Here is a 24,972-nt window from a genome sequence, read left to right on the forward strand (position 1 = left end):
CTACGGGGTGGTGGCCTACGCGGTGGTGCAGCGCACGCGTGAGCTGGGCATCCGCATGGCATTGGGCGCGCGAGCGGGCCAGCTCAGGGCAATGGTGTTGAGCCACTACCTGCGGCTCACGGCGGTGGGGCTCATGCTGGGGCTCGGGCTCGCGTGGGGGGCCAGCCGCGCGTTGTCGCACCTGCTCAACGGGGTGCAACCCACGGATCCGCTCACGTATGGATTGGTGGTGGCGGTGCTCGGCGCCGTGGCATTCCTCGCGGCCCTGCTGCCCGCGCGAAGGGCCGCGAACGTCCCACCCGCGGTCGTGCTCCGGGCGGACTGAGCCCACGCCCACGCGCGGCAAGCGGCCGTACCGTCAGTTCGGCAACCCGCTATCCTGGGGAGCGATGCCCGCGCCAACGCTCCTTGAGCGACAGGACCTGACTGCCCCTTCAGGAAGATGTTCCGCGTGGCAGCGGACCTGCGCCTTCGTGTTCGTACTGGTCCTGGGATGTGCGGGCCCCAGGCTCTACTACCTGCGCTCCGAGCTGCCCATCCTGGAAGGACGGTTCGACCTCGCGGTCGCCCCTGGACCCTGGCCGCACGTGAACGTCCCGACCGTCGTATCGGACGCAGACGCAGTTCCAGATGACCTGGTGCTGCCAACACTCCGGGCTCTGATGGCCTTACCAGGTGCAGCGGATGCCTGCGACCCAAACACCGGCGGTCCACGACCGGATGCGGCTGAATATTGTGTCGCCCTCTACAAGACGCCGCAGGACTGGCGTGTTTCATGGCCGATCCGCAACCTGCTGAAGGAGCGCAGTTCGTGCCAGCCCCCCTTCGGTGGCGTCGACGACGAATCCTTCGGTCGAGGCCTGCCCATCATCGGCTTCGCGCACAATCACCCGTGCGCGACGCGGATGAGCAGTGACGACCTGACCCAGTTCCCCGCAGTGAAGATGGCGGACGGGTTGTGGACGATGGTGTCCTATGCAGCGAGCCCGGATGGTCGGCTTGCGCGTGACGCAAGGAACCGATTGATTCCCGCGTGGGCCTGGCTCGCCACGGGACACAAGGACGAACCCCGCTTCTACAAGTGGAACCCCGCAGGGGAAGTCTTTGAATGGAACGAGGACAAGGCGCTTTGGGTATTCCAGGCGACCTGTCATCCGCCAGCGTCCTCCGGGATGCGCAGTCCCCGCATGCTGCTGCCTCGCTGCTCACCCGAGCTGAAGTGGTAGAAGCGCCCTGGAGCCCCTCATGATGAAACTTCCTCACCACGTCCTTCTCATGACGCTCCTGCTGGATGGGGGCGTGCCTCCCGCCCCTTCTGGCACCGCCGCAAGGGATGGGGGCAGCCCTGTGTCCTCCTCCGTTGCGACAAATGCCGACGGAGGCACCACTCCCCGCGCGCCCCTTGTCGCAGAGGGGATTGAGTGGCCCGAGGACCTGCGCCCCCTGGCCACGTTGGACGGCCCGGCGATTCTCGCCGCCCATGCGGCCTTGCAGCGGCTACTGGCAGGCTTTCCCAAGGAGTATGCGAAGGACTGTTCGTATACCGCCAAGGCCATGGAGGTTTCCGTCGCCCAGCATGGCGGTCTGTATTTCGTGGAGATCAACCGCCGCTTGGAGAAGTGCGGCTGGGCGGCCCCTGGATTCAATCCCTCAGCGCACTGGTATGAGCTGTATGCCGTGTCGCCAGAAGGGAAGGTCCTGGCGAGGTACCCCTACCATCCCTGATGGCGCAGCCGAGCCGTGTTGCCCGTGCAGCAACACCTGTGGCCGGTGGAACAACACATCCCGGCATTGTCACACGTGGCTTGGAACAGCGATGGTCCAGGGGAGCCCCTTCCTCCTGGAGTCGGTTTTCATGTTCGCTTCGTTCCGCCGCCCCGCCCTGCTGTTGTTGCTGACCGCCTGCACCCTGCCGGGGTGCTCCTCGGAGTCCGACCCCACCCCGAATGACACGCCCGACTCAGGCGTGGTGGACACGGGCTGCCCTGTTCCCACGGGCGCGGCCGTCACGCACCAGGGCACCCTTTCCTCGCCGGAGACGTGGAGCGCTTCCAGTCCCCATGTCGTCTCCTCGCTGGACGTGAACGCCGCCGTGACGGTGGAGCCCTGCACGGTCGTGAGCGTCAGCGCCGCGGCCAACATCCAGGTCAACAGCGGTGGCGCGTTCATCACGCAGGGCACGCAGGCGAAGCCGGTGCGCATCGAGCCCGTGGACTCCGGCAGGCCCTGGGGCCAGGTGCTGATCAACGCGGGCGGCTCCGTGCGCCTGGCGTGGACGACCCTGTCCCGGGGCGGCAACCCGTCCTCCGCGGAGGCCACCGTGCGTGTGCGCTCGGGCGCGGACCTCCCTGGCACCCGGCCGCTGTTCGTGGACCACGTCACCATCGAGGAGTCCGCGGGCCCCGGCATCGTCATCAACGGCACCGCTGGGTTCGCGGAAGGCTCCAACTCGCTGACCATCACCCGCTCCGGCAGCGAGTCGGGCCCGCAGCCGCTGCGCATCAACCCCAACGCGCTGGGCACGCTGCCGTCGGGCACATACACGGGCAACCGCGAGGACACCGTCTTCGTGAGCCCCAGCATCGCGTCCGCGACCATCTCCTATCTGGGCGGCAACGCGACCGTGCGCGACCTGGGCGTGCCGTACCACCTGGAGACCCTCACGGTGGGCAACCACGACACCGCCGCGACGCTCACGATTGAAGCGGGCGCCGAGCTGCGCTTCGACCCGGGCGGCCGGCTGGTCGTCTATGACGGCAAGAGCGCGCTCATCGCCGCCGGCACGCAGGCCCATCCCGTCGTCTTCACCTCCGCCAAGGCCACGCCCGGCGCGGGCGACTGGGCCGGCCTGCGCTTCGAAGGCACGAACCCTTCCGACCGCCTGGAGAACATCCGCGTGCGCTACGCGGGCGGCGCCTGCCTGTGCTCCAGCTTTGGCTGCAACTACCTGCCGCCCTCCTTCGACGTGAGCTCCGCCATCCTGCTCTTCGCGCAGCCCGCCACGCCGTTCATCACCGGCGCCTCCATCGAGGACAGCGCGGGCCACGGCATCCTGCGCGGCTGGAACGGCTCGGACACCGTGGGCTTCGTGGGGACGAACACCTTCGCGCGCATCCAGGGGTGCACGCAGACGACGCCGCGCGACCCCCAGGGCCGCTGCCCCAGTGATCCGCCCTGCCCTCGCGCGCCGTGAGGGCTACGGGGCGAGGCGCTTGAAGAAGAGGACCGTGGGGTGCAGCGCACCGTCGGTGTGCCGCGCCCAGTCCGGAATCTCTCCGGCGCGCTGCCACTGGAAGTGCTGGTAGACGGCCTCCGCCTTCGAGCCCGCCAGCGTGTCGAGCACCAGCAGCGTGCGCCCCGCGCCCCGTGCGAACTGCTCGACCTCCTGGAGCAGCCGTGACGCGAGCCCCTGTCCCCGGGCCCGCGAATGCACGAGCAGCTTCTGCACCTCCGCGCGGTGCAGCCCGTTGGGACGCAGGGACGGCGCGAGCTGCACGGTGCCGTCGATGCGACCGTCCACCTCCGCGACCCAGAGCACCAGCCCCGGCCCCAGCGCGGCGAGGACGCTGCGCCAGTACTCCGCCGCCGCGTCCAATGTGAGCGGCGGCAGGAAGCCCACCGACGCGCCTCCTTCGACGGAATCGACGAGCAGTTGGGCCAGCGCCTGCCGCTCCTCGGGGGTCACCTGTTCGAGTCTCCGGATGGAAATCATCCCCGCCAGTCTAGCGGCTCACGGCCCGGAGCGCGCCGGACGGGCGGGCACCCCCAACCAGAGCGCCACGGCGAGGCCGTGGAGCACGGTGAGTGGCAGGTAGAGCGCGTCCGCGACAGGGGTCAGCCCGTCCAGCCCCAGGTGCATCGCGCCCAGGCGGAGGAGGGCCCGGAAGGCATTGAGCGCGAAGCCCGCGCGGGCCCACCGGCTCCAGCGGTCGCGCCCTCGCAATGCCAGTGCGAAGGCTCCAGACGCCAGCGCATGGACGGCCAGCAGGGGAAGATAGAGGGCCACCACGCCTTGCGAGAAACCGTTGACCAGGCCCGCGAGGCGGGTGCGCTCCAAGGTGTCGGTGGCCGCCAGCCAGTCCCGCTGCCAGGAAGCGACGACGCTGAACTCCCACGCGCGAATCGCCATTTCCGCCGCGAGGAAGACGAGGATCCACATCAGGCCCGCGAGCCCCCAGCCTCCCTGGCGTCCCAGGCGCTGGTGGACCGCGGCATATCCCGCGGGAAGGAAGATGAAGCACGCGAGCAGGCTCGCGGCCCGGAACCGGTCCCAGGCAGAGAGCGAGAAGGCGAAGGTCGAGGCGGTGTCCGACTCCAGCGGCGCGTGGGCCAGGATGACGTCCTGCGCGAGCTGGGCGAGGACGTAGAGGCCGAAGACGACGGCGCCCGTCACTTCCAGGGAGCGCGCGTCGGGGCCGTCAGGGGCTTCGGCCGGAAGGGCATGGGGCATGCAGCGAAGGTAGACTCGTGGCGTGCCCTCCGCCTTCGCGCGCGGGCGGCGAACATTCGAGACCGGGCCCATGAAGGACTCCACCGTCGAGCCAGACTTCCACGACCATGCGTCAGGGCAGCACATCACGTCTCACCGTCACGTCGAGGGACAGCTCCTGGTCGCGACGGAGGGGCGGATGGAGCTCACGCTGGGGCACCGGTCCTCGTGGTTGGAGCCGGGGCAGGCGGTCTGGGTTCCGCCGGGACAGGCCCACGCGGCGACCGCGCTTTCGCCCACGGCCTTCCGGGGTGTGCTCATCGCGGAAGGGGCGTCAGCGCTGCTGCCGTCGGAGCCGCGCCGGTTCACGACGAGCCCACTCCTGCTCGCCACGCTCCCCGAGTTGACGGCGGGCCGCACGCGTCGGCGGGAGCTGGCGGCGGCGCTCCTCATGGATGAGCTGCTCACCGGACTGCCCGTGCTGGCCTGGCCCGCCCTCCCCCGCGACCCGCGACTGATGGAGCTGTGCGGACGCGTGGCGGAAGACCTCTGCGCGGCGCCGGACCTGGACCGTGCGGCGCTTCGTGCCGGGATGACCCGGCGGGCATTCACCCGGCGCTTCCGCGCGGACACGGGGCACACCTGGGGCGGATGGCTGCGAGCAGCGAGGGCCGCGCGCGCCGCGGAGCTGCTGGCTGAAGGCCTGCGCGTCACGGAAGCCGCACTCGCGGTGGGCTACACGACGCCCAGCGCCTTCTCGGTGGCCTTCCGGAGCGTCACCGGCGTGAGCCCCGTGACGCTCATGAGGGAGCCACGCGGGACGGACACGCCTCGGCGATAGGCGCGCCCTCGGCTCACGGCGGGGCTGGCTTGGGAGGCTTCGGCGCGGGAGTGACGCGGGCGCCGGTGAAGCGCAGCAGCTCGTCCATGAGGAGGCGGCGGCCCCGCTCCGGCCGCTCCAGGTGCACGAAGTGCGTCGCGCCCGGCAGCACCACGGCCTTCACGCTGGCCGCGTGGTTCAGGTGCTCCTGGAGGCGCGTGACATCCTCCGGCCGGCTCCAGAAGTCGTTCTCCGCGCGCAGGATGAGCACCTTCGCCGTGATGGCGGCCCCGTCCCAGAGCTGCCGGCCCGTGGCCAGATAGAAGCTGTCCTCCAGCGCCCCGGACGGCGCCCGGAAGGCGAACGGCGTTCGCGAAGGGCCCAGCGGATCACTGTCGAGCGCCTCGCGCTGGAACGACGCCGCCACCTCCGGGTCGCGCCACTTCGCCCGCTCCGCTTCCTCCGCTGGCAGCTGCCGGTCCCACACCGCCATCAGCGACGCGCCCGTGTTCCAGCGGTAGGCGCCTATGCCCTCCGCGTTGAAGTGTCCCGGCCGCTTCGGGTCCTCGAAGTCCGTGCCCCTCCCCAGCATCTTGTGCTCCGCGCTGCCCGCGTACAGCGCGTTGAGCATCACCAGGTGGCTGACGTTGTCCGGGTGGAGGCTGGCGTACATGCCCGCCCAGTGCCCTCCCGTGGCCCACCCCACCAGCCCCACGCGGCGCTGCCCCGTGCGCGCCTTCACCCAGCCCACCACCGCGTGCACGTCCTGCACGACCTCGTGCGAACCCACCAGGGGCCGGCCCTTCGCGGGGGTGCTCATGGCCAGGGGCCGCGTGGAGCCGCCATAGCCGCGCGCATCCATGACGTACACCGCGTGCCCCGCGCGAGCGAGGTCCGCCGCGAGGGAGCCACCCTCCACCGGCAGGTCGAACGAGGCCCGCCCCGGCACCCGCGCGCCGTGCAGCAGGATGAGCGGCGGAAGGTTCGCCACCTGCATGCCGGTGTCCTTCACCTCGCGGACGGACACCTCGATGCCCTCCTCCGACGGCACCAGGAACTCCGCGCGCGTCACCTCCGCTCGCGCGCCAGCGCCGAACAGCGCGCCCAGCAGCACCAGGGTCCGGACCACGGCCGCGCCTTCGCGATGCATGACCAACTTGCCCTCCCCGCTCCGTAGACTGATTGCGCGCGATCCTGCCAGGAGCCCCGCGCGGACACACCTCCCGGCCGCCCCGGCCGTGCAACTCTTGCCGTCCGTGCAAGCCTTGCCGGTCCCCACGCGCCGGGGTCATGCAAGGCTTGCCGTCCCTCGCGCCCCCGCTCGACACGCGCCCTGGGACGAAGCGTTGGCATCCTCGTTGCTCATGCACCGTCACGTTCCCAGCTGGCGACCCGGCCGGGACGAACCCCGGCCAGCAGGACGCACCGCTGGCATTCCTCGAACGCTGAACGGAGAAACGTCATGTCTACGAATCACTTCGCGCGGAAGCTGTTCCTGGCGGCGCCCCTGTGCCTCTTCGCGGTGGGCTGTGGTGGCGACCCGATGATGGACGAAGCCGCCGCGGGCGATGCCGCCGGTGAGGCCGTCAACGAGGCCGCCGCCCCGGCCGCCCCGGAGGGCGCGTCCCTCGCGACGAGCGAGCAGGGTGTCGCCCTGGGCGGGACCTACTGGTGGGGCACCTCCGCCAACGGCCTGACCTCCACGGCCATCGGGACCTCCACGAACCGGACCTGCTTCCTGACCGGCATCCAGGGCAACCTGAAGGGCACCAGCTGGGCCGGCGCGGGCGTGTACCAGTACGCCGGCAACTGGCAGATCTTCGTCAACCACACCAACAGCAAGGCGCTGAGCACGGGCGTCCAGTGCCTCAACACCTCCACCAACCGGACCCCGGAAATGGCCTGGTACGACGGCCAGGCGGCGAAGCTGCTGGGCGCGGTCACCGCGGACCGCCGCTGCTTCCTCACGCAGGTGGAGGCCGCGGGTGGCTTCACGGCCAACGCCGACTACGCCCGCGTCTGGAATGACGGGTACAACTGGTACCTGGGCGGCAACCTGGGCGCGTCCGGCGGCGCGCGCGCCATCTGCGTGGACGTCCCCACGGCGCAGGGCGGCTGGCTGTGGATCGCGGGCAACCCGGGCACCTTCACGCACAACCTGGACTACAACCCGGGCGGCGTGGCCTGCCTGCTGTCCGGCATCGGCGGCAACTTCAGCACCAGCGACTTCAGCGACGGCGTGTCCATCGACTACAACAGCGGCACCCGCTACTGGGAGATGACCGTCAGCAACAGCAAGCGCGGCTGGAGCAACTGCGTCAAGTAGTCCCGCGGCACTGACGCATGGAGGCCGGGTCCCAGGGGGAAGCCCGGCCTCCACGGCGTGAGGAAACAAGTGCCGGTTTCGCACGGGGAGGCGGGGGCCCGTCGCGAAACGGATGGCGCATCACCAGCGCGTGTGGTGTCACAGGCCTTGACGGGCGCCATCCACTGCCCGCCCTGGAGGTCACGCACGCCATGCAGGACGTCGACATCAAGACCGCGGATGGAGTGATGGACGCGAAGCTGTTCCAGCCGGAAGGCGCGGGACCGTGGCCGGCGGTCATCATGATCCCGGACGCCTTTGGCATCCGCCCCGTCTTCGAGGACATGGCCCTGCGCCTTGCGAAGTCCGGCTTCGTGGTGCTCATGCCCAACGTGTTCTACCGGGAGGCCCCCTCCTCGAAGCTGGACCTCCAGGGCTCCTTCGCGGACGAGGCGTTCCGCAAGCGCCTCTACGGCCTCATCGGCGCGCTGACGCCGGAGCGGCTGAAGGCGGACGCGGGCGCGGAGCTGGACTTCCTCGCCCGGCAGCCCTTCGTGAAGGGTCCGAAGGCAGGCGTGGCCGGCTACTGCTTCAGCGGTGGCATCGCGGTGCGCATGGGCGCGGACTTCCCGGACCGCATCGGCGCCGTGGCGTCCTCCCACGGCGGACGGCTGGCCACGGACGCACCCGACAGTCCCCACCGCCTGGTAGGCAAGGTGAAGGCGGAGCTGTACTTCGGCCACGCGGACCAGGACAGCTCCATGAACGCCGACGCCATCCGCACGCTGGAGGCGGCGCTGAAGGACGCGGGCCTGAAGTACCGCTCGGAGCTCTACCCCGGCGCGCAGCACGGCTACACGGTGCCGGGCTCGCCCGCGTTCAACGCGGAGGCGGCGGAGACGCACTGGAGCCGGCTCGTGGACCTGTTCGGCCGCACGCTGAAGGCCTGAGCCGCGCCGGATGTCTCCCCTGCGGCAGCGACTGCTCTCCATCTTCGGCGGCTCGGTGGGCAACCTCATCGAGTGGTACGACTTCTACGTCTACTCGGCGTTCTCGCTGTACTTCGCGCAGGCGTTCTTCCCGGACGCGGACCCCCTGGTGCAGCAGCTCAACACCGCCGGGGTGTTCGCGCTGGGCTTCCTCATCCGGCCGGTGGGCGGCTGGCTGATGGGGCTCTACGCGGACCTCCGGGGCCGCCGGGCCGCGCTGACGTTGTCCGTCACCTTGATGTGCCTGGGCTCGCTGGTCATCGCCGTGTGCCCCACGTACGCGCGCATCGGCGTGATGGCGCCCGTGGTGCTGATGCTCGCACGGCTGCTCCAGGGGCTTTCCCTGGGCGGCGAATACGGCACCAGCGCCACCTACCTGAGCGAGGTGGCCACCTCCCGCCACCGGGGCTTCTACAGCTCCTTCCAGTACGTCACGCTCATCATGGGCCAGCTGTTGGCCACGCTGACGCTGCTGGTGTTGCAGCGGCTCTTGCTGACGGGCCCGCAGCTGGAGGCGTGGGGCTGGCGCATCCCGTTTGGCATTGGCGCGGCGCTGGCCATCTTCGGCTTCTACATGCGGCGCAACATGGTGGAGACGGAGGCCTTCACCCGCGAGGCCGCGAAGCAGTCCGGGCACCACCCCATGCGGGAGCTGTTGCGCCACCCGAAGGAGATCGCCGTCGTGGTGGGGCTCACCATGGGCGGGACCCTGGCCTTCTACACGTACACCGTCTACATGCAGAAGTTCCTGGTGAACTCCGTGCGGCTGACGCGGGACCAGGCCACGCTCATCTCCGCGGGCTCGCTGTTCCTGTTCATGCTGCTCCAGCCGGTGCTCGGCTTCGTCTCCGACAAGGTGGGACGCAGGCCGGTGCTGATGGGGTTCGGCATCCTGGGGACGCTGTGCACCGTGCCGCTGCTCACCGCGCTGACGCGGACGCGGGATGCCTTCACCGCGTTCATGCTGGTGCTCGCCGCGCTGGTCATCCTCTCCGGCTACACGTCCATCAACGCCGTGGTGAAGGCGGAGCTGTTCCCCGCGCGCATCCGCGCTTTGGGCGTGGGGCTGCCCTACGCGCTGACGGTGTCCCTCTTCGGAGGCACCGCGGAGTACGTGGGCACGCGCCTGAAGCTGGCCGGGCACGAGGTGTGGTTCTTCTGGTACGTCACCGCGTGCATCTTCTGCTCGCTGCTCGTCTACACCGTGATGCCAGACACCCGGCGCCACAGCCGCATCGACGTTGTGCCCTGAAGCGAGGGGCGACGCATGCGCCTCAAGGTGAGGAGCCGGAAGCAGCCCTGCAAGCGCAGCGGCCTGCCTGCCCGGGAACGGGACGTGCTACACGCGCGCGCCCATGACGGCTTCATTCCTGACGCTTCCGCTGCTGCTCTGCCTGGGACAGGCCTCCGAACCCACGCCCACCGAGCCCCCCTTCCAGGCGCGGCTGTCTTTCTACGCCACTGACGAGGACCTCGACGCCGAAGGCTCCGCCACGTCCTTCCACGCGGCGCTGGAAGGACACACGCCGGAGCTCGCGTCGGGCCTGCGCGCGGAGGCCGCGCTGTCGTTCTTCCTCACCTCGAGCGCCGCGCAGGGCATCGGCTTCGTGGACAACGGCAGCACCGTCCGGCTGCGCTACCAACCCTCCGGCTGGGAGGCGGGAGAGGGGCTCTCCGTGGCGGTCCACCCCCTGTCCACGACCCGGCTCTACATGGGCTTCAGCTACCCGGTGACCTGGGAGCGGCAGGCCTTCCCGCGCCGTATGACCGCCGAGTCCGCGCTGGAGCTGCGCCTGTCCCGGCGGCGGTGGGATGCCTTCGTGGCGCTCAAGTCCGCCCCCGTGCTCGACGACCTGCTGCTGGAGGCGCCCCGCCGCTATGCCCTGCTCGCGGGCGGCTTCCTGGATGTCACGTCCGAGCTGCGGCTGGCCGTGAAGGGCACCGTGCTCGACCGGGGGCAGATCCCCGCCGCCGCGATCCAGGGTGTCGAGCTGCACGTCCCCGTGCGCGGAGCCTCGCTGGGCGCGGTCTGGCACCGGGGCGCGCCGGTGGGGAACAACGTCGACCTGAAGCTCTACACGGGCGACCCGACCTTCTTCGAGCGCTTCTTCCAGCCAGAGACGTACCCGGGAGGCTTCGCCGCGTCGGTGTCGCTGGAGGGCAGCCTCGTGTCGCAGGGTCTGGTGGATCCGGGGACCGCTCCTCCTCAACTGAGCACGCAGACAGGGGGAGCGGGGGCCCTGGAGGCGCGGGTGAAGCAGGGCTTCTGGCGGGCGCACGCGCTGGCCTATGTCCGCACGCTCTCCTTCATCCAGCTCGACGCGCCCGGGTTTCCTCCGTACCAGGACTTCCTGCTCGACGCGGAGACGCACGCGGAGGTCTCTGGCACGCTGGGCAGCGACTACCACCTTCAGGCCTGGGGGCTGACGCCCGGGTTGCTCGTGCGCGTCACCCGGCCCGCTTGGCTCCGGAACGCGCCGGTGGGCCTGCCGGGCAGCAGGTACACGGCCGTGTTCCAGGGCCTCAACCAGCTCAGCATCCTGCCGGAAGGTGTGGATCCGAAGCTGGTGGTGACGGCGAAGGCCACGGTCCGCTGGGACCTGGGGACGGTGGCCGGCGTGCTGGCGGAGGTCTCCTACACCCACGACCCGAACCGGACGACCTTCGAGGATGACGTGACGGGTGCTCCCCGCCCCGTCCTCCAGCCCGCCAACGCGGTGGGCGTGAGCGCGCTGCTCCAGGCCCGCTTCTGACGCTGGGAGTCAGGATGGGGTGATTGGCGTCCGTGCGCGGCGGGGTGCGAGGATGGCGCTCCGTCCACCATGCGCACTGCTTCCGCCCGCCCCCTCTCCGAAGCCGCCGTTCCCGAGTCCACCGTCGTCCCGCTCGTCCAGCCCGCGGCGCGGCTCATGGCCCACGCCGCGGCCTGGCTGATGCTGGTGGGCCTGCTCACCGGCGGCTACGTCTCCGCGGCGATGACGGGCAAGGTGCCGGCGGATCCGCACATGGCGCTCGCCGCGCACCTGAACGCGCTGATGGGCACGTTCTTCCTGCTGGGCGTCGCGTGGACGCTGCCCATGCTGCGCTACGGCCCCGTGGGCCAGCGGCGGTTGGCCTGGGCGGTCATCGTCGCCAACTGGGCCAACTGGGGCATCACCTGCGTGAAGGCGTGGCTGCGGGTGTCCGGCGTGGACCTCATCGGACAGCCCGTCAACGACGCCGTGTTCGGCGCGCTCACCGTGTCGGTGGTGCTGCCCGCGCTCATCGCCGCCGGCGCGTGGGTGTACGGCTTCCGCCGCGCCGGGGCGCGCTGAGCGCAGAAGGCCGTGCGGCCACGAGCAAGCAGGAGTGGCCGTCAGGAACATCCAAACCTTGGGCATTCGGGTGGTGGCCACGCTCGTGCTGGCCGTTGCGGGCTGTAGCGGCAGCGAGCACGCCCGGGCCAGCGACACCCAACCCAGCACCCCTGCGGTGTATCTGGCCCAGGCGCAGTGCGGCCCCAACGACTCCTCCATCAGCTGCTGCGTGAAGACACACCCGGGCAACCCTGCTCGCTGTGGGGCTACGGATCTGGAGGCGGAGGACATCCTCCTCTTCGCCAGGGCCGAGGAGGAGCTCTCCCGGGACCTTCCGGAGTGGAAGCGCGCCTGCCTGGAGACGTACGTGCAATGTCAGGAGGACCACTGGATGGGGTCCTGCTACGACTGCTTCCGGTACTGCGAGGGGCAGCGGGGCGAATGGCCGGACGACAGATGCCGTCCGAAGAGGAAGAAGCGCTGAGCATGTCCGAGGACATCAACTGGGATGAAGTGCGCGCCCTCGCAGCCCGCGTGGACGCGGGCGAGGCGTTGGTGCTCACTCCGGACGTGCGTGAGTTGCTGCTGCGCACGGCGCGCGAGGTGGCCATTCCCGATGCCGAGGCACAGGCTGCCATCCAGGACATCACCACCGCGACGGCCCTGCTCCGCGAGGAGCGCGGCCGGATCCGCAGCGGCTCGATGAGGATGATGGCGGCGAGGTCCGAAGTCCGAAAGCTTCGGCAGGCGGGCGACACCGCAGGCGCCCGGAAAGTGATGGAGGACCTGCTCGCCGTGGAGGTCGTGCCGCTCTACCGCGAGCTGGCGGAGATGGCACTGGAGGACCTGGACGACTGAGGTGATGGACATGGCGGACTCCAAGGCCGCCATGTTCTTGGCATGCCGAGGCTGATTCCGCCGCGCCGGGGGCCGCTGACCTCAGAAGGCCGTGCGGGTGAGCGCGATGTCCGCGTTCGCCCAGGCCGTCTCGAATTGCTGACGCGCGGCGGAGGCCTCCGCCGTCCTGCCCTGCCCCTTCAGCGACTGCGTGAGTCCGAAGAGCGCCCAGCCGTTGCCGGGGTTGCGGTGCAGATCCTCCCGGTAGACCGCCTCCGCGGCCTTGTACTGCTTCGCGTCCAGCAGCGCCGCGCCCTGGTAGTGGCGCACCGGATAGAACCAGTCACTGGGCTCCGAGTAGGCCAGCTGATCCGCGGCGCGCACCGCGTCGTCCCAGCGCGACAGCGCGTCCGCGCAGCCCTGGCGCTCGGAGATGGAGGCATCCAGCACGCGCGCCGCCACGTCCAGCACGTCCTTCGCCGAGTTGTTTCCGGCGGTCAGCGTGTCCGGGACGCTCGCGGCCAGCTTCACCAGCTCCTCGTGCTCCGCGCGCGCCTGCTTGAAGTCCCCCTTCGCCGCGAGCGCCAATCCATGAGCGTGCAGCCATAGCCCCGTCAGCACCGGGTACTTCGCGTCCGGCCGGGGCTCCTTGAGCAGCGCGTCGAAGCGTCCGAAACGCACCATCGCGAGCAGCGGTTCGGAGGCGAAGAAGTCCATGCCGGGCATCTCCGTCAGCATCGCCGGCGGCAGGACCTTCGCGGATTCGCGCGCGGCGCGGATGGACTCCTCGCGCCGGCCCTCCATGGATGAGGAGAACGACAGGAAACCCCAGTTGTGGGCGAGGTACATCGGGTAGTACCCGATGGGCTCCACCTGGCGCAGATAGGCATTGTCCGCCTGGACGGCGCGGCGGTTGCTCTCCGAGGCGTCCGCGTACCGGCCCACCCGCTGGTAGATGTGCGCCGGCATGTGCACGACGTGGCCCGCGCCGGGCATCAACCCCGGCAGCCGGTCCGCGGAGGGCAAGGCACGCTCGGGGTGCTCCGAGGCCTCGATGGCGTGGATGTAATAGTGATTGGCGCCCGGGTGGTTCGGCGCGCGCGCGAGCACCGCCTCCAGCCGGGTGACAATCTCTCCCGTCCCCGGCTCCGGCTTGCCCTCCAGCGTCCACAGCTTCCACGGGTTGAGGTTCATCAGGGACTCGGCGAAGAGCACCTGCACGTCCATGTCGTCCGGGAAGCGCTTCGCCACGTCGCGCATGGCGTTGGCGTAGGCCTGGGAGAAGGGCTTCATCTGTTCGGGCGTGCGGGCCTGCGGCCCTCCGTAGCGCCGCGACAGCGCGCCAATGAGCGCCTGCTCCGCGGGAGTCGTCGTGGGGGCGAGCGCCTGCGCCCGCTGCAGGGCCGTCCATGCGGTCGCGGCCCGGTCCGGCAGCATGGGCACGTTGTAGTTCGGCCCCAGCACCAGCGCGGTGCCCCAGAAGCACATGGCGCAGGACGGATCCAACTGGGCGGCGCGGGCGAACGAGCGCGCGGCCTCGTCGTGGTTGAAGGCATACATGAGCCGCAGGCCCTGGTCGAAGAAGGCCTGCGCCTCCGGCGACCGCGTCGTCACCTTCCGCTGATAGGTCCCCAGGTCGTCGAAGAGGACGGCCCCCTGGGCGAGCGACGTCATGCTCGAAAGCGCGGACGGCTTGCCGTGTGCCCCGTGCGCGGCGCCACTGTCAGCCGGAGGGCTTGAGTCCTGTGCCCTGGCGAACGCGCCGGGCGCCATCAAGGACGGGATGAGGATGAGCAGGAGATGCGCGCGCATGAGGTCCCCCCGGGCCTGCGGTCTCCCGGCAACGGTGGGGGGACTTCGTGCACGCGGCAATCTGTCCCGGGCGGGGTGTCAATCCAACCGATGAAACCCTTGCCCGGGACACGCCCGGCCGGAGCGCCTACTGCTCCAGGTCGCCGACAATCTTCCCGAGGGGCGACGGGGTGCCCATGAACTTCTGGAACCGGCTGCGGTCATCCGAGCCCAGGTCGAAGTTCTCGAAGTTCGCGTCGTTCTTGTTCCCACCGGGGCGGAAGCCCGAGTAGTCCTGGCGCGAGGGCAGGCCGTGCTCGGCGCGGATGGCGTTCTCCGTGGGGGCCTTCGGCATGCGCGGCGTGGGGCGCAGGCCCACGGTCTCGAACTCCTCCCGCAGCTGCAGGCGCGTCTCCACGGTGTCCTTCATCGCGGCCGAGTGGCTGGGGAAGCGCTTGAAGACGCCCGCATCGGAGTGCTTGCTGGCGGCGAGCGGGCTCACCTGCACGCCATTGGCCGCGCGCCAGGCGTGCACGGACTCGTGGCCCAGGCTGTTGAAGCGCTGGCCGGAGTCCTTCTCGTTGTAGTTGATGCGGCTGGCCTGGCCGGCGCTGGCCTGCCCGTCGTAGCGGTACGCCGGGCGCAGCGACTGGAGCGTGCCGTCGTGGCGCGGGCGGTGCGACATGGGCATGGCCTCGTTCCGGCCGGAGTAGATGTCCGCCACCGTCAGCGGCTTCCGCGGGGTGCCCGTCGCGCCGGGGTTCACGTGCTGCGTGCGGCCGTTGAGCTCCGTCAGCATCTGGTTCCCCACGGGGCGGCTCATCAGCTTGTTCGTGGAGTTGCGCGCGTCCTGCGTGAAGTCCGCGAAGTCCGCGCCGGACTGACCGTTGTCGCGGCGGGTCCGGATGCCCGGCAGGTCCGGGTGCACCACGCCGTGGTCCGCGGGCTTGAGGTTGTTCTTGCCAGCTTGCAGCTCCGTGGCCGAGGGCGCCTTCGGCTTCGACACCGTCTCCGGCTTCACCGTCTTGGGCGTCTCCAGCTTCGGGGGCGCGCTGGGGCTGCGCGTGCGGGAGCCGGAGGACAGGGACGGCGTGGAGAAGGAGGAGGAGCGCAGCTTCATGGTGGGCCTCGGATTCAGATGACGTCTGCCCATCCCTAGAGCAACCGTCGTGCCGCCCCCGGAGCGCCCGGCTCACACGTGATTCCAGTGGGTTGCCTTGGTCCCAAGGGCCCTGTCCTGGTGACGGCCGTCGGGCCCCTGATGTCCGCCGTCACCAGGGAGGCATGCGGCTCCAGCCAGGACAGCCGTGTTAACTTTGAGTTCCCAGGAATCCATCCCTGCACTGCCGCGGGGCCTTGCCTGGGAGGAAAGAGCACCGCTGACATGTCCTCGCCCCGCCGAAGCCTGTCCTGGAGCGTCGCTGTCCTGCTGTCCTTCGCGGCCACCGCGGCCTTCGCGGAGCCGTCCGCGCCGGCCCTGGAGATGGCCGGGCAGGCGGTGTGCGCGGCAGCCGAATCCACCGAGGCCACGCCCGACGAAGCCGCGGGCCTCATCTGTCTCAGCGTCCGGTGCTCCTCCGAGGAGGATTGCTGGAACGCGTGTCCCAACGCGCGGTCCGTGACGTGTTCGCGCAACGCCTGCTCCTACGAGCTGCCGGGCGGAGGCGGCGGGGGCGGCCCGACGTGCCCGTCCACCCGCTGCATCGACGACTCGGATTGCGTCTGCGGCACCACGCAGGGGTACTGCTCGAACCGCGCCTGCACCTACTAGAAGTTCACGGCGATGAGCGGAATGGAGGGGCGGGGCTGCCACTGCCGCGTCCGCAGGCCGTCGCGGCGGGCCTGGAGGTCCCGCAACTCCGCCTCCAGTCGGGTCTTCTCCTCGACCAGCGAGTCGCGGCGGGCCTTGTTCTCCCGCGCGATGCGCCCTCCCCGGCTGAAGCCCACCACGATCATGACCACGCCCACGACGCCGACGATCGTCAAGGGCACGCCGAGGATGAGACTCAGCTCCTGGTCCGCTCCCGAATCCAGCAGGCCATCAAGCATCACGGGCAGGCCGATCAGCAGCGCCGCCGCGAGGATGAAGCCGAAGGTCGTCATGATCTTCGAGCTGCGGGGACGTCCCAGGCGGATGCCGTCGATCTCCTCCTGAAGCAGGCCCACGCGCTGGGTCAGTTCGTGGATGCGCGCGTCCAGGCCGCCATCCGGGAAGGATGACACGGGGAAGGGAACCTCCTGTTCGCCCACCGCCGGAGACTGCGCCACCAACAGCCGCGCGGACAGGGCGCGTCCGTCCTCGGGCGTCAGCAACGACAACGCAGGGGACGCGGGTGCGGAGGCCAGCAGGACGGCGGCAAGCAACGACAGCATGGAGAGCGCTCCTTCCGATGACGGATGGGAGCGCGACCCTAGCGCCACGCGAGCCCTGGCACGCGGGCCGTGATGGCTATAGTCGCGGGCCCGATGAAGAAAGCACGCGCCGCGAGCCTCACCCTCGATGCCTTCCTCCCCTATCGCCTGTCGGTCGCGGACAACGTGGTGAGTCAACGCATCGCCCGCGTGTACGCGGCCGAGGACGGCCTCTCCACGCAGGAGTGGCGGCTCGTTGCCGTCTTGGGCGAGGACGGGGAGCGCTCACAACTGGAGCTCGTCCGGCGCACGCGGATGGAGAAGGTGCCGGTGAGCCGCGCCGCGCGCTCGTTGGAGGAGCGCGGATTGGTGCGGCGCGCCACGAGCCAGAGCGATGCCCGGTCGCGGCGCCTGACGCTGACCGCCGCGGGCCGCAGGCTCTACCAGCGGGTGGCCCCCGCCGCGCTCGAAGCGGAGGCGGAGGTGCTCGCGGAGCTGTCGGCCGCTGAACGCGCGGTGCTGCGCTCGCTGCTGGAGCGCGTGGAGCGTGCCGCCATCCGGGCCCTCAAGCCCGGCCCCTGAGCCTTGCCGCATTGGTTACATCTGTTACTATTTCAGGTGCCATGGAAAACGTCCGCCACCTGACAGGCTTTGGAAACGAGCACGCATCGGAAGCGGTCGCCGGTGCGCTTCCCGTGGGCCAGAACACGCCCCAGCGCGTCGCGTTCGGCCTCTACGCCGAGCAGCTCTCCGGCACCGCGTTCACCGCGCCGCGCGGCGTGAACCGGCGCACGTGGCTCTACCGGCTGCGGCCCAGCGCGGGCCACCCGGCGTACCGGCCCGTGGAGTCGCGCACGCTGCGCAGCGGACCGTTCCGGGAAGTTCCCCCTTCGCCCAACCGGCTGCGCTGGAGCCCGGCGCCCATGCCCTCGGCGCCCACCACGTTCCTGGAGAGCCTCTTCACCCTGGGCGGCAACGGCTCACCGGCCGAAGGCGCGGGCGCGGCGGTGCACCTCTACGCGGCGACGGCGTCCATGACGGACACGGCGTTCTTCAACGCGGACGGCGAGCTGCTCATCGTCCCGCAGTCGGGGACGCTGCGCATCGTCACGGAGCTGGGCGTGCTGGAGGTTCCGCCCGGCCACGTCGCGCTCATCCCGCGCGGCATGCGCATGCGGGTGGAGCTGCCCGGGGGCCCCGCGCGCGGCTACATCTGTGAGAACTACGGCGCGCAGTTCCGGCTCCCGGAGCTGGGGCCCATCGGGTCCAACGGCCTCGCGAACCCGCGCGACTTCGTGGCGCCGCAGGCCGCGTACGAGGACGTGGAGCGGCCCACGCGCGTGGTGCAGAAGTTCCAGGGGAACCTCTGGGAGACGACGCTGGACCACTCGCCGTTCAACGTCGTCGCGTGGCACGGCAACAACGTGCCGTACACGTACGACCTGGCGCGCTTCAACACCATCAACACGGTGAGCTTCGACCACCCGGATCCATCCATCTTCACGGTGCTCACGTCGCCCAGCGACACGCCGGGAACCGCGAACTGCGACTTCGTCATCTTCCCGCCCCGGTGGATGGTGGCGGAGAACACCTTCCGGCCGCCCTGGTTCCACCGCAACGTGATGAGCGAGCTGATGGGCTTGGTGCACGGCGTCTACGACGCCAAGGCGGACGCGTTCCTGCCCGGCGGCGCGTCGCTCCACAACTGCATGAGCGCCCACGGCCCCGACCGGAAGACCTACGAGGCCGCCGTCGCCGCGGAGCTGACGCCGAAGAAGATCGACAACACGCTCGCGTTCATGTTCGAGACCCGCTGGGTCATCGCGCCCACGCGCCAGGCCATGGAGAGCCCTGCCCTCCAGGCGGACTACGACGCCTGCTGGGCGGACCTGCCCAAGGCAAAGGTGCCGTCCACGGGAAGCGGCCAGCCGTGAAGCTCGCCTCGCTCAACGAAGGACGGGATGGCCGGCTCGTCGTCGTGACGAAGGACCTCTCCCGGCAGGCGGATGCGTCCGCCATCGCGCCCACCCTCCAGGCCGCGCTCGATGACTGGGACCGCCACGCGCCGGCCCTGCGCGCGCTGTCGGAGCGGCTGGAGCGCGGCGAGGTCGCGGGAGCGCCCTTCGAGCCCGTCCGGTGCGCGGCGCCCCTGCCCCGCGCCTACCAGTGGGCGGACGGCTCCGCGTACGTGAACCACGTGGAGCTGGTGCGCAGGGCGCGCGGCGCGGAGCTGCCGCCCTCCTTCTGGACCGACCCCTTGATGTACCAGGGCGGCTCCGACGGCTTCCTGGGGCCGTGTCAGCCCATCCCGCTCGCCGACGAGGCGTGGGGCTGCGACATGGAGGGCGAGGTCGTGGTGGTGACGCGCGACGTGCCGCTGGGTGTCACGCGCGAGCAGGCCCTGGGCGCGGTGGTGCTGGTGGGGCTGGTCAACGACGTGTCGCTGCGCAACCTGATTCCCGCGGAGCTGGCGAAGGGCTTCGGCTTCTTCCAGTCCAAGCCCGCGTCGGCGTTCTCGCCGGTGTTCGTCACGCCGGACGAGTTGGGCCCGGAGTGGCGCGAAGGCAAGCTGCACCGCCGCCTGGAGGTCTTCCTCGACGGCGAGCCCTTTGGCCGCGCGAACGCGGGCGTGGACATGACGTTCGACTTCGGCACGCTGGTGGCGCACGCGGCGAAGACGCGCTCGCTGTGCGCGGGCACCCTCGTGGGCTCCGGCACGGTGTCGAACCGGGGACCGGACGGCGGTCCTGGCAAGCCGGTGAAGGACGGCGGCGCGGGCTACTCGTGCATCGCGGAGGTGCGCGTGGTGGAGACGCTCCGCGACGGCGCGCCCAGGACGCCGTTCCTCAAGCGCGGCAACCGGGTGCGCATCGAGATGCGGGACGACGCGGGCGGCAGCATCTTCGGGGCCATCGACCAGGGGGTCGGCGGGTAGCCAAGAAAGGAGGGGCCCTCTTTCCGTCAGGGCCCCTTGTTCCCTCCGTCAGGCGCGCAGCAGGATTCCCGCGCGCCCCCATGCTCCTGACCCTTTCGACGACCCACACGCCCGCGACGGACCTGGGCTACCTGCTGCACAAGAACCCCGACCGGCCCCAGTCCTTCGAGCTGCCCTTTGGACTGGCGCATGTCTTCTACCCGGAGGCCTCCGCCAGCCGCACGACAGCGGCGCTCCTCCTGGAGGTGGACCCCGTCGCCCTGGTGCGTGGCCGGCCATCGTCGGGCGGTCAGGGCGGCACGTTGGACCAGTACGTCAACGACCGGCCCTACGTGGCGTCGTCCTTCATGAGCGTGGCGCTGTCCCGCGTCTTCGGCACCGCCCTGTCCGGGCGCAGCAAGGACCGGCCGGAGCTGGCCGGGCAGCCCCTGCCCCTCTGCGCCCGCCTGTCGGTGCTGCCCTGCCGGGGCGGGGAAACCCTCCTGCGCCGGCTCTTCGAGCCGCTCGGCTACACCGTCACCGCGACCCGCCACGCGTTGGATGAGACCGTGCCCGCGTGGGGCGACAGCCGCTACTTCACCGTGACGCTGGAGGGCCACGTGCGCCTGGGCGACCTGCTCTCGCACCTGTACGTCCTCATCCCGGTGCTCGACGACGACAAGCACTACTGGGTGGGCGACGAGGAGGTGGAGAAGCTCCTGCGCCACGGCGAGGGCTGGCTCGCGGCGCACCCGGAGCGCGAGCAGATTGCCCGCCGCTACCTGCGCCACCGCCACAGCCTGGCGCGCGAGGCCCTGGAGCGGCTCGCGGGCGACGAGGCCCCGGAGCCGGAGGAGCGCCAGGAGTCGCGCAACGCCGAGGAGGCCGTGCTCGAGTCGCGCCTGAGCCTCAACGAACAGCGCCTCCAGTCGGTGATGACCGTCCTGCAGGAACACGGCGCCGCGCGCGTGGTGGACCTGGGCTGCGGCGAGGGACGGCTGATCAAGGCCCTCTTGAAGGACCGGCGCATCACCGAGCTCGTGGGCATGGACGTGTCCCACCGCACGCTGGAGATCGCCCAGGACCGGCTCGGCATCGAGCGGATGCCAGACCTGCAGCGCAAGCGCGTGAAGCTGCTGCACGGCTCGCTGTTCTACCGCGACACGCGGCTCGCGGGCTTCGACGCCGCCACCGTCATCGAAGTCATCGAGCACCTGGACCTGCCGCGCCTCGCGGCCTTCGAGCGCGTGCTGTTCGAGCACACGCGGCCCGGCCTCATCGTCCTCACCACCCCCAACTCCGAGTACAACGTGCGCTTCACTTCGCTCCCTGCCGGCACCTTCCGCCACCGCGACCACCGCTTCGAGTGGACCCGCGCCGAGTTCGAGGCGTGGGCGGCCCGCATGTGCGAGCGCTTCGGCTACACCGTGCGCTTCCTGCCGGTGGGAGAGAACGACGCGGAGGTCGGCGCGCCGACGCAGATGGCGGTGTTCGCCCGATGAACGTCCACATCCCGGAGCTGTCGCTCGTCGTGCTCATCGGTCCCTCCGGCTCGGGGAAGACCACCTTCGCGCGCCGGCACTTCAAGCCCACGGAGGTGCTCTCCTCGGACACCTACCGGGGCTTCGTGTCCGACGACGAGAACAACCAGGAGGCGACGAAGGACGCCTTCGAGACGCTGCGCTTCGTCGCGGCGAAGCGGCTGGCGCGAGGCCTGCTCACCGTGGTGGACGCCACCAACGTCCAGCCGGAGTCCCGCAAGGCGTTCGTGGCGCTGGCGCGCGAGTACCACGTGCTGCCCGTGGCGCTGGTGCTGGACGTGCCGGAGCGCACCTGCATCGAGCGCAACCAGCAGCGGCCAGACCGCGCCGCCAGCTTCCGCTTCGTGCGCAACCAGGTCTCGCAGCTGCACCGCTCCATGCGCGGCCTGGAGCGCGAGGGCTTCCGCCACCTCCACGTCCTCAAGCCGGACGCCATCGACACCGTGGTGCTGGAGCGCCAGCCGCTCTGGTGCAACCTCAAGCAGGAGCGAGGGCCGTTCGACATCATCGGCGACATCCACGGCTGCCGTGAGGAGCTGGAGGCGCTGCTCACGAAGCTGGGCTACCAGGTGCAGCCGCGCGCGGACGGCACGCCGGGCTTCGACGTGCGCCCGCCGGAAGGCCGCAAGGCCGTCTTCCTGGGCGACCTGGTGGACCGAGGCCCGGACATCCCGGGCGTGCTGCGGCTGGTGATGGACATGGTGGAGGCCGGCACGGCGCTGTGCGTGCCGGGCAACCACGAGATGAAGCTCCTGCGCAAACTGCGCGGCGGCAAGGTCAACGTGTCCCACGGCATGGCCCAGACGCTGGAGCAGTTGGAGAAGGAGCCGCCGGAGTTCCACCAGCGGGTGGCGAAGTTCATCGACGGGCTCGTGTCCCACTACGTGCTGGACGACGGGCGGCTGGTGGTGGCGCACGCGGGCATGAAGGAGAGCATGCAGGGCCGGGGCTCCGGCCGCGTGCGCGCCTTCGCGCTGTACGGAGAGACGACGGGCGAGACGGACGAGTACGGCTTTCCGGTGCGCTTCAACTGGGCGGCGGAGTACCGGGGCCGCGCGTCGGTGGTGTACGGCCACCAGCCCGTGCTGGAGGCCGAGTGGGTCAACAACACGCTGTGCGTGGACACCGGCTGCGTCTACGGCGGCCAGCTCACCTCCCTGCGCTACCCGGAGCGGGAGCTGGTGTCCGTGCCCGCGCAGCGCGCGTACTGCGAGGCGGTGAAGCCGCTGGGTGCCCCTGCCCCGTCGGGCCTGAGCGCGCAGCAGCAGGCGGATGACGTGCTGGACCTGGAGGACGTGCGGGGCAAGCGCGTCATCTCCACGCGGCTGGCCACGAACGTCACCCTGCGCGAGGAGAACACCACCGCCGCGCTGGAGGCGATGAGCCGCTTCGCCATCGATCCGCGCTGGCTCCTCTACCTGCCGCCCACCATGTCTCCGTCGGAGACGAGCGACCAGCCCGGCTTCCTGGAGCATCCCCAGGAGGCGTTCGACTACTACCGCAAGGAGGGCGTGGCGCAGGTCGTCTGCGAGGAGAAGCACATGGGCTCGCGCGCCGTCGTCGTCATCGCGCGCGACGCGGAGGCCGCGCGCCGCCGCTTCGGCGTCACCTCCGGAGAGACGGGCGTCTGCTACACGCGCACGGGCCGGCGCTTCTTCACGGATGAAGGCCTGGAGGCCGCGTTCCTCGCGCGCGTCCGGGCGGCGTTGGACACGTCCGGGTTCTGGGAGGAATTGAAGACGGACTGGGCCTGCCTGGACTGCGAGCTGATGCCCTGGTCGCTCAAGGCCCAGGAGCTGCTGCGCGACCCGTACGCCGCCGTGGGTGCGGCTTCGCGCGCGGCGCTGACGGACGTGGTGTCCGTCCTGGGTCAGGCCACGGCGCGGGGGCTGCCCCTGGGTGAGCTGTCCGAGCGCTTCACGGACAAGGCGTCAAGCGTGCAGCGCTACGTGGAGGCGTACCGGCGCTACTGCTGGCCGGTGACGTCGCTGGACGACGTGCGGCTGGCGCCGTTCCATCTGCTGGCCACGGAGGGCGCGACCCACGTGGACAAGGACCACGTCTGGCACATGGAGACGCTGGCGCGCGTGTGCCGCGCGGATCCGTCGTTCCTGGTCGCCACGCCCTACCGCGTCGTCGCGTTGGAGGACGCGGACGCGGTGGCCGGCGGCGTGCGGTGGTGGGAGGAACTCACCGCGCGCGGCGGCGAGGGCATGGTGGTGAAGCCCTTCGGCTTCGCGGTGCGCGGACGGCGGGGCGTGGTGCAGCCCGCCATCAAGTCCCGGGGCCCGGAGTACCTGCGCATCATCTACGGCCCGGAGTACACCGCGCCCGCGAACCTGGACCGGCTGCGCCAGCGAGGCCTGTCCACCAAGCGCTCGCTCGCGCTGCGTGAGTTCGCGCTGGGCGTGGAGGGACTGGAGCGCTTCACGAAGAAGGAGTCCCTGCGCCGCGTGCACGAGTGCGTCTTCGGCGTGCTCGCCCTGGAGAGCGAGCCGGTGGACCCACGCCTCTGACTCAGTAATTGAACTGGAGCTGGAGGCGCGTCACGTGCCCCTGCTCCTGTTCATACGGGTAGCGCGACGAGGTGCGGTTGGCGATGACGTAGGCGGCCGTCAGCTCCAGGGCCTTCCAGATCTGCCACTCCGCGCCCAGCTCCAGCTCGCGCACGTCATAGCGGGGGGCGTTGGTCTCGAACTTCTTGCCGCCCTTGTAGAGGGTGCCGCGCAGGTAGGGGATGAGCGACACGCCCACCACCCCGTCAAGCTTGTACATGAGCTGCGCGTAGCCGCCCTGCAGGTTGCGGCTGTCGATGAGCAGCGATTCGTCCGGGCCCGTGCCCAGCGACGGGCCCCGGCCCACGTTGTATTCCGCCTGGAAGCCCAGGGGCTGCGGGTAGATGGTCAGGCTGACGATGGCGCGGGCATCCACCAGGTTGCCGCCACGTGCGAGCGCATAGGGCGCGTCATCGCGCGGGGCCGCGCTCAGGTTGAAGCGGCCGTAGTAGGCGCCGGCGCCGGCCTCCACGTACTGGGAGCCGAAGAGGAAGGGATAGCTGACGCGCGCGACGCCGTGGGGGCTGTTGTTGCGCTCGGCGCGGTTGGCCGTCTGGCCGTTGTAGACACCCAGGCCCACGACTCCGTAGTCGCCAGAGCCCTTGAGCCCGCTGTCGACGAGGAACTTGAAGCGGTCGCGGATGTGCGCGGGCGCCCAGTAGAAGAACACGCCCAGGTCGCGCTCGTCCTTCAGCGCGCTGTTGATGGCGTCGTTGCGGTCCAATGACAGACGGTTCTGGCTGGACTGGAGGTTCTCGAAACCGAAGGGCACCTTGGACTGCCCCACGCGGAAGCGGAACTCCTTCTTCGCGTCCACGAAGATGTCCGCGTACCAGTCCCGCATGACGGCGACGTTGTACTGGTCCCCGATGACGGAGGCGAAGTCCGGCTGCAGGTAGATGGACACGTGCGGGTGCACGTCCCCGAAGATGACCAGCCGCGCGCGGCGGATGCCGAAGCCGGTGTCCTTGCCCAGGAAGCGGTCGCCCTGCTCGTTGATGAGCGAGTCGTTCACCCGGAAGCTGGGGAGCCGGTTGTAGCGGATCTGCGTGTAGCCCCGGAGGCGGAGGCTCTCGTACCAGGGCTTGTCCTTCTTCTTCTCCTCTTCCGGGGGGGGCGGCACGGCGGCGGAAGGCACGGGCG

At 70.4% G+C, this 24,972-nt stretch carries 25 protein-coding genes; 18 read left to right on the forward strand and 7 right to left on the reverse strand.

What is annotated here, in order from left to right:
- From D7X32_RS30095 to D7X32_RS30110, 4 genes are all read left to right on the forward strand, one after another.
- On the forward strand, window positions 1–325 hold a 325-nt coding region (locus D7X32_RS30095; RefSeq protein WP_120606011.1), incomplete at its 5' end, for an FtsX-like permease family protein.
- A 148-nt stretch (window positions 326–473) separates the two neighbouring features.
- A complete protein-coding gene (locus D7X32_RS30100; protein WP_244239259.1) occupies window positions 474–1,226 on the forward strand; it encodes a hypothetical protein in 753 nt (250 codons plus the stop codon).
- A 19-nt stretch (window positions 1,227–1,245) separates the two neighbouring features.
- A complete protein-coding gene (locus tag D7X32_RS47045) occupies window positions 1,246–1,725 on the forward strand; it encodes a hypothetical protein (protein WP_244239260.1) in 480 nt (159 codons plus the stop codon).
- Window positions 1,726–1,855: 130 nt separating this feature from the next.
- Window positions 1,856–3,193 carry a beta-helix domain-containing protein gene (locus tag D7X32_RS30110; RefSeq protein WP_147450322.1) on the forward strand — a complete coding sequence of 446 codons (1,338 nt, stop codon included), beginning with the start codon at window positions 1,856–1,858 and terminating at the stop codon, window positions 3,191–3,193.
- A 3-nt stretch (window positions 3,194–3,196) separates the two neighbouring features.
- On the opposite strand, the gene D7X32_RS30115 is transcribed toward D7X32_RS30110, so the two are convergent.
- Both D7X32_RS30115 and D7X32_RS30120 read right to left on the reverse strand, forming a co-directional pair.
- Window positions 3,197–3,712, reverse strand: a complete 516-nt coding sequence (locus D7X32_RS30115; RefSeq protein WP_120606014.1) for a GNAT family N-acetyltransferase — start codon at window positions 3,710–3,712, stop codon at window positions 3,197–3,199.
- 18 nt (window positions 3,713–3,730) lie between these two features.
- Window positions 3,731–4,450: a hypothetical protein gene (locus tag D7X32_RS30120; RefSeq protein WP_120606015.1), complete on the reverse strand. Its 720-nt coding sequence runs from the start codon at window positions 4,448–4,450 to the stop codon at window positions 3,731–3,733.
- 70 nt (window positions 4,451–4,520) lie between these two features.
- Here D7X32_RS30120 and D7X32_RS30125 point away from each other — a divergent pair, with 70 nt between their 5' ends.
- Complete coding sequence (locus D7X32_RS30125; protein ID WP_120606016.1) at window positions 4,521–5,270, forward strand: AraC family ligand binding domain-containing protein; 750 nt, start codon at window positions 4,521–4,523, stop codon at window positions 5,268–5,270.
- A 13-nt stretch (window positions 5,271–5,283) separates the two neighbouring features.
- Here the strand turns inward: D7X32_RS30125 and D7X32_RS30130 are convergent, their stop codons facing one another.
- A complete protein-coding gene (locus tag D7X32_RS30130) occupies window positions 5,284–6,399 on the reverse strand; it encodes an alpha/beta fold hydrolase (RefSeq protein ID WP_120606017.1) in 1,116 nt (371 codons plus the stop codon).
- A 312-nt stretch (window positions 6,400–6,711) separates the two neighbouring features.
- On the opposite strand from D7X32_RS30130, the gene D7X32_RS30135 reads away from it, so the two are divergent.
- From D7X32_RS30135 to D7X32_RS30165, 7 genes are all read left to right on the forward strand, one after another.
- A complete protein-coding gene (locus tag D7X32_RS30135) occupies window positions 6,712–7,575 on the forward strand; it encodes a hypothetical protein (RefSeq protein WP_120606018.1) in 864 nt (287 codons plus the stop codon).
- A 191-nt stretch (window positions 7,576–7,766) separates the two neighbouring features.
- Window positions 7,767–8,504, forward strand: coding sequence for a dienelactone hydrolase family protein (locus tag D7X32_RS30140; RefSeq protein ID WP_120606019.1), 738 nt, complete (start codon window positions 7,767–7,769; stop codon window positions 8,502–8,504).
- A 10-nt stretch (window positions 8,505–8,514) separates the two neighbouring features.
- Window positions 8,515–9,795, forward strand: coding sequence for an MFS transporter (locus D7X32_RS30145; protein WP_120606020.1), 1,281 nt, complete (start codon window positions 8,515–8,517; stop codon window positions 9,793–9,795).
- Window positions 9,796–9,898: 103 nt separating this feature from the next.
- Complete coding sequence (locus D7X32_RS30150; RefSeq protein WP_120606021.1) at window positions 9,899–11,296, forward strand: hypothetical protein; 1,398 nt, start codon at window positions 9,899–9,901, stop codon at window positions 11,294–11,296.
- A gap of 69 nt (window positions 11,297–11,365) precedes the next feature.
- On the forward strand, window positions 11,366–11,857 hold the full coding sequence (locus D7X32_RS30155) for a styrene oxide isomerase (protein WP_244239261.1): 492 nt from the start codon (window positions 11,366–11,368) through the stop codon (window positions 11,855–11,857).
- A gap of 58 nt (window positions 11,858–11,915) precedes the next feature.
- Window positions 11,916–12,323 (forward strand): hypothetical protein, encoded by a 408-nt coding sequence (locus D7X32_RS47050; protein ID WP_216618390.1) that lies wholly within the window; start codon window positions 11,916–11,918, stop codon window positions 12,321–12,323.
- A 2-nt stretch (window positions 12,324–12,325) separates the two neighbouring features.
- Entirely contained in the window at window positions 12,326–12,697 is a 372-nt protein-coding gene (locus D7X32_RS30165) for a DUSAM domain-containing protein (protein ID WP_120606022.1), read from the forward strand.
- A gap of 81 nt (window positions 12,698–12,778) precedes the next feature.
- Here D7X32_RS30165 and D7X32_RS30170 read toward each other — a convergent pair whose 3' ends face one another.
- Entirely contained in the window at window positions 12,779–14,488 is a 1,710-nt protein-coding gene (locus tag D7X32_RS30170; protein WP_120606023.1) for a tetratricopeptide repeat protein, read from the reverse strand.
- Between the two features lie 127 nt (window positions 14,489–14,615).
- A complete protein-coding gene (locus D7X32_RS30175) occupies window positions 14,616–15,587 on the reverse strand; it encodes a type III secretion system effector protein (protein ID WP_120606024.1) in 972 nt (323 codons plus the stop codon).
- 264 nt (window positions 15,588–15,851) lie between these two features.
- On the opposite strand from D7X32_RS30175, the gene D7X32_RS30180 reads away from it, so the two are divergent.
- A complete protein-coding gene (locus D7X32_RS30180; protein WP_120606025.1) occupies window positions 15,852–16,238 on the forward strand; it encodes a hypothetical protein in 387 nt (128 codons plus the stop codon).
- On the opposite strand, the gene D7X32_RS30185 is transcribed toward D7X32_RS30180, so the two are convergent.
- A complete protein-coding gene (locus tag D7X32_RS30185) occupies window positions 16,235–16,840 on the reverse strand; it encodes a hypothetical protein (RefSeq protein WP_120606026.1) in 606 nt (201 codons plus the stop codon). The genes D7X32_RS30180 and D7X32_RS30185 overlap by 4 nt on opposite strands.
- 93 nt (window positions 16,841–16,933) lie before the next feature.
- Here D7X32_RS30185 and D7X32_RS30190 point away from each other — a divergent pair, with 93 nt between their 5' ends.
- The 5 genes from D7X32_RS30190 (at window position 16,934) to D7X32_RS30210 (ending at window position 23,790) form a co-directional block, all read left to right on the forward strand.
- The gene (locus D7X32_RS30190) at window positions 16,934–17,401 is read left to right on the forward strand and encodes a MarR family winged helix-turn-helix transcriptional regulator (protein WP_120606027.1); all 468 of its coding nucleotides are present in this window, start codon (window positions 16,934–16,936) and stop codon (window positions 17,399–17,401) included.
- A gap of 41 nt (window positions 17,402–17,442) precedes the next feature.
- Window positions 17,443–18,753, forward strand: a complete 1,311-nt coding sequence (gene hmgA, locus D7X32_RS30195; RefSeq protein ID WP_120606028.1) for a homogentisate 1,2-dioxygenase — start codon at window positions 17,443–17,445, stop codon at window positions 18,751–18,753.
- Window positions 18,750–19,754: a fumarylacetoacetate hydrolase family protein gene (locus D7X32_RS30200; RefSeq protein WP_120606029.1), complete on the forward strand. Its 1,005-nt coding sequence runs from the start codon at window positions 18,750–18,752 to the stop codon at window positions 19,752–19,754. The genes hmgA and D7X32_RS30200 overlap by 4 nt, the downstream gene beginning before the upstream one ends.
- A gap of 80 nt (window positions 19,755–19,834) precedes the next feature.
- The gene (locus D7X32_RS30205; protein WP_120606030.1) at window positions 19,835–21,235 is read left to right on the forward strand and encodes a 3' terminal RNA ribose 2'-O-methyltransferase Hen1; all 1,401 of its coding nucleotides are present in this window, start codon (window positions 19,835–19,837) and stop codon (window positions 21,233–21,235) included.
- Complete coding sequence (locus D7X32_RS30210; RefSeq protein ID WP_120606031.1) at window positions 21,232–23,790, forward strand: polynucleotide kinase-phosphatase; 2,559 nt, start codon at window positions 21,232–21,234, stop codon at window positions 23,788–23,790. Before D7X32_RS30205 ends, D7X32_RS30210 begins: the two co-directional genes overlap by 4 nt.
- 1 nt (window position 23,791) lies before the next feature.
- Here the strand turns inward: D7X32_RS30210 and D7X32_RS30215 are convergent.
- On the reverse strand, window positions 23,792–24,972 hold a 1,181-nt coding region (locus D7X32_RS30215; RefSeq protein ID WP_120606034.1), incomplete at its 5' end, for a porin.

This window comes from Corallococcus carmarthensis (genome assembly GCF_003611695.1).
Classification (GTDB): Bacteria; Myxococcota; Myxococcia; order Myxococcales; family Myxococcaceae; genus Corallococcus; species Corallococcus carmarthensis.

What these genes read in the sequence shown, in the direction of transcription:
- D7X32_RS47045 (WP_244239260.1), top strand. Translation starts at nt 1,246, where the DNA reads ATGATGAAACTTCCTCACCACGTCCTTCTCATGACGCTCCTGCTGGAT.
- D7X32_RS30110 (WP_147450322.1), top strand. Translation starts at nt 1,856, where the DNA reads ATGTTCGCTTCGTTCCGCCGCCCCGCCCTGCTGTTGTTGCTGACCGCC.
- D7X32_RS30115 (WP_120606014.1), bottom strand. Translation starts at nt 3,712, where the DNA reads ATGATTTCCATCCGGAGACTCGAACAGGTGACCCCCGAGGAGCGGCAG.
- D7X32_RS30120 (WP_120606015.1), bottom strand. Translation starts at nt 4,450, where the DNA reads ATGCCCCATGCCCTTCCGGCCGAAGCCCCTGACGGCCCCGACGCGCGC.
- D7X32_RS30125 (WP_120606016.1), top strand. Translation starts at nt 4,521, where the DNA reads ATGAAGGACTCCACCGTCGAGCCAGACTTCCACGACCATGCGTCAGGG.
- D7X32_RS30130 (WP_120606017.1), bottom strand. Translation starts at nt 6,399, where the DNA reads ATGCATCGCGAAGGCGCGGCCGTGGTCCGGACCCTGGTGCTGCTGGGC.
- D7X32_RS30135 (WP_120606018.1), top strand. Translation starts at nt 6,712, where the DNA reads ATGTCTACGAATCACTTCGCGCGGAAGCTGTTCCTGGCGGCGCCCCTG.
- D7X32_RS30140 (WP_120606019.1), top strand. Translation starts at nt 7,767, where the DNA reads ATGCAGGACGTCGACATCAAGACCGCGGATGGAGTGATGGACGCGAAG.
- D7X32_RS30145 (WP_120606020.1), top strand. Translation starts at nt 8,515, where the DNA reads ATGTCTCCCCTGCGGCAGCGACTGCTCTCCATCTTCGGCGGCTCGGTG.
- D7X32_RS30150 (WP_120606021.1), top strand. Translation starts at nt 9,899, where the DNA reads ATGACGGCTTCATTCCTGACGCTTCCGCTGCTGCTCTGCCTGGGACAG.
- D7X32_RS30155 (WP_244239261.1), top strand. Translation starts at nt 11,366, where the DNA reads ATGCGCACTGCTTCCGCCCGCCCCCTCTCCGAAGCCGCCGTTCCCGAG.
- D7X32_RS30165 (WP_120606022.1), top strand. Translation starts at nt 12,326, where the DNA reads ATGTCCGAGGACATCAACTGGGATGAAGTGCGCGCCCTCGCAGCCCGC.
- D7X32_RS30170 (WP_120606023.1), bottom strand. Translation starts at nt 14,488, where the DNA reads ATGCGCGCGCATCTCCTGCTCATCCTCATCCCGTCCTTGATGGCGCCC.
- D7X32_RS30175 (WP_120606024.1), bottom strand. Translation starts at nt 15,587, where the DNA reads ATGAAGCTGCGCTCCTCCTCCTTCTCCACGCCGTCCCTGTCCTCCGGC.
- D7X32_RS30180 (WP_120606025.1), top strand. Translation starts at nt 15,852, where the DNA reads ATGTCCTCGCCCCGCCGAAGCCTGTCCTGGAGCGTCGCTGTCCTGCTG.
- D7X32_RS30185 (WP_120606026.1), bottom strand. Translation starts at nt 16,840, where the DNA reads ATGCTGTCGTTGCTTGCCGCCGTCCTGCTGGCCTCCGCACCCGCGTCC.
- D7X32_RS30190 (WP_120606027.1), top strand. Translation starts at nt 16,934, where the DNA reads ATGAAGAAAGCACGCGCCGCGAGCCTCACCCTCGATGCCTTCCTCCCC.
- hmgA (WP_120606028.1), top strand. Translation starts at nt 17,443, where the DNA reads ATGGAAAACGTCCGCCACCTGACAGGCTTTGGAAACGAGCACGCATCG.
- D7X32_RS30205 (WP_120606030.1), top strand. Translation starts at nt 19,835, where the DNA reads ATGCTCCTGACCCTTTCGACGACCCACACGCCCGCGACGGACCTGGGC.
- D7X32_RS30210 (WP_120606031.1), top strand. Translation starts at nt 21,232, where the DNA reads ATGAACGTCCACATCCCGGAGCTGTCGCTCGTCGTGCTCATCGGTCCC.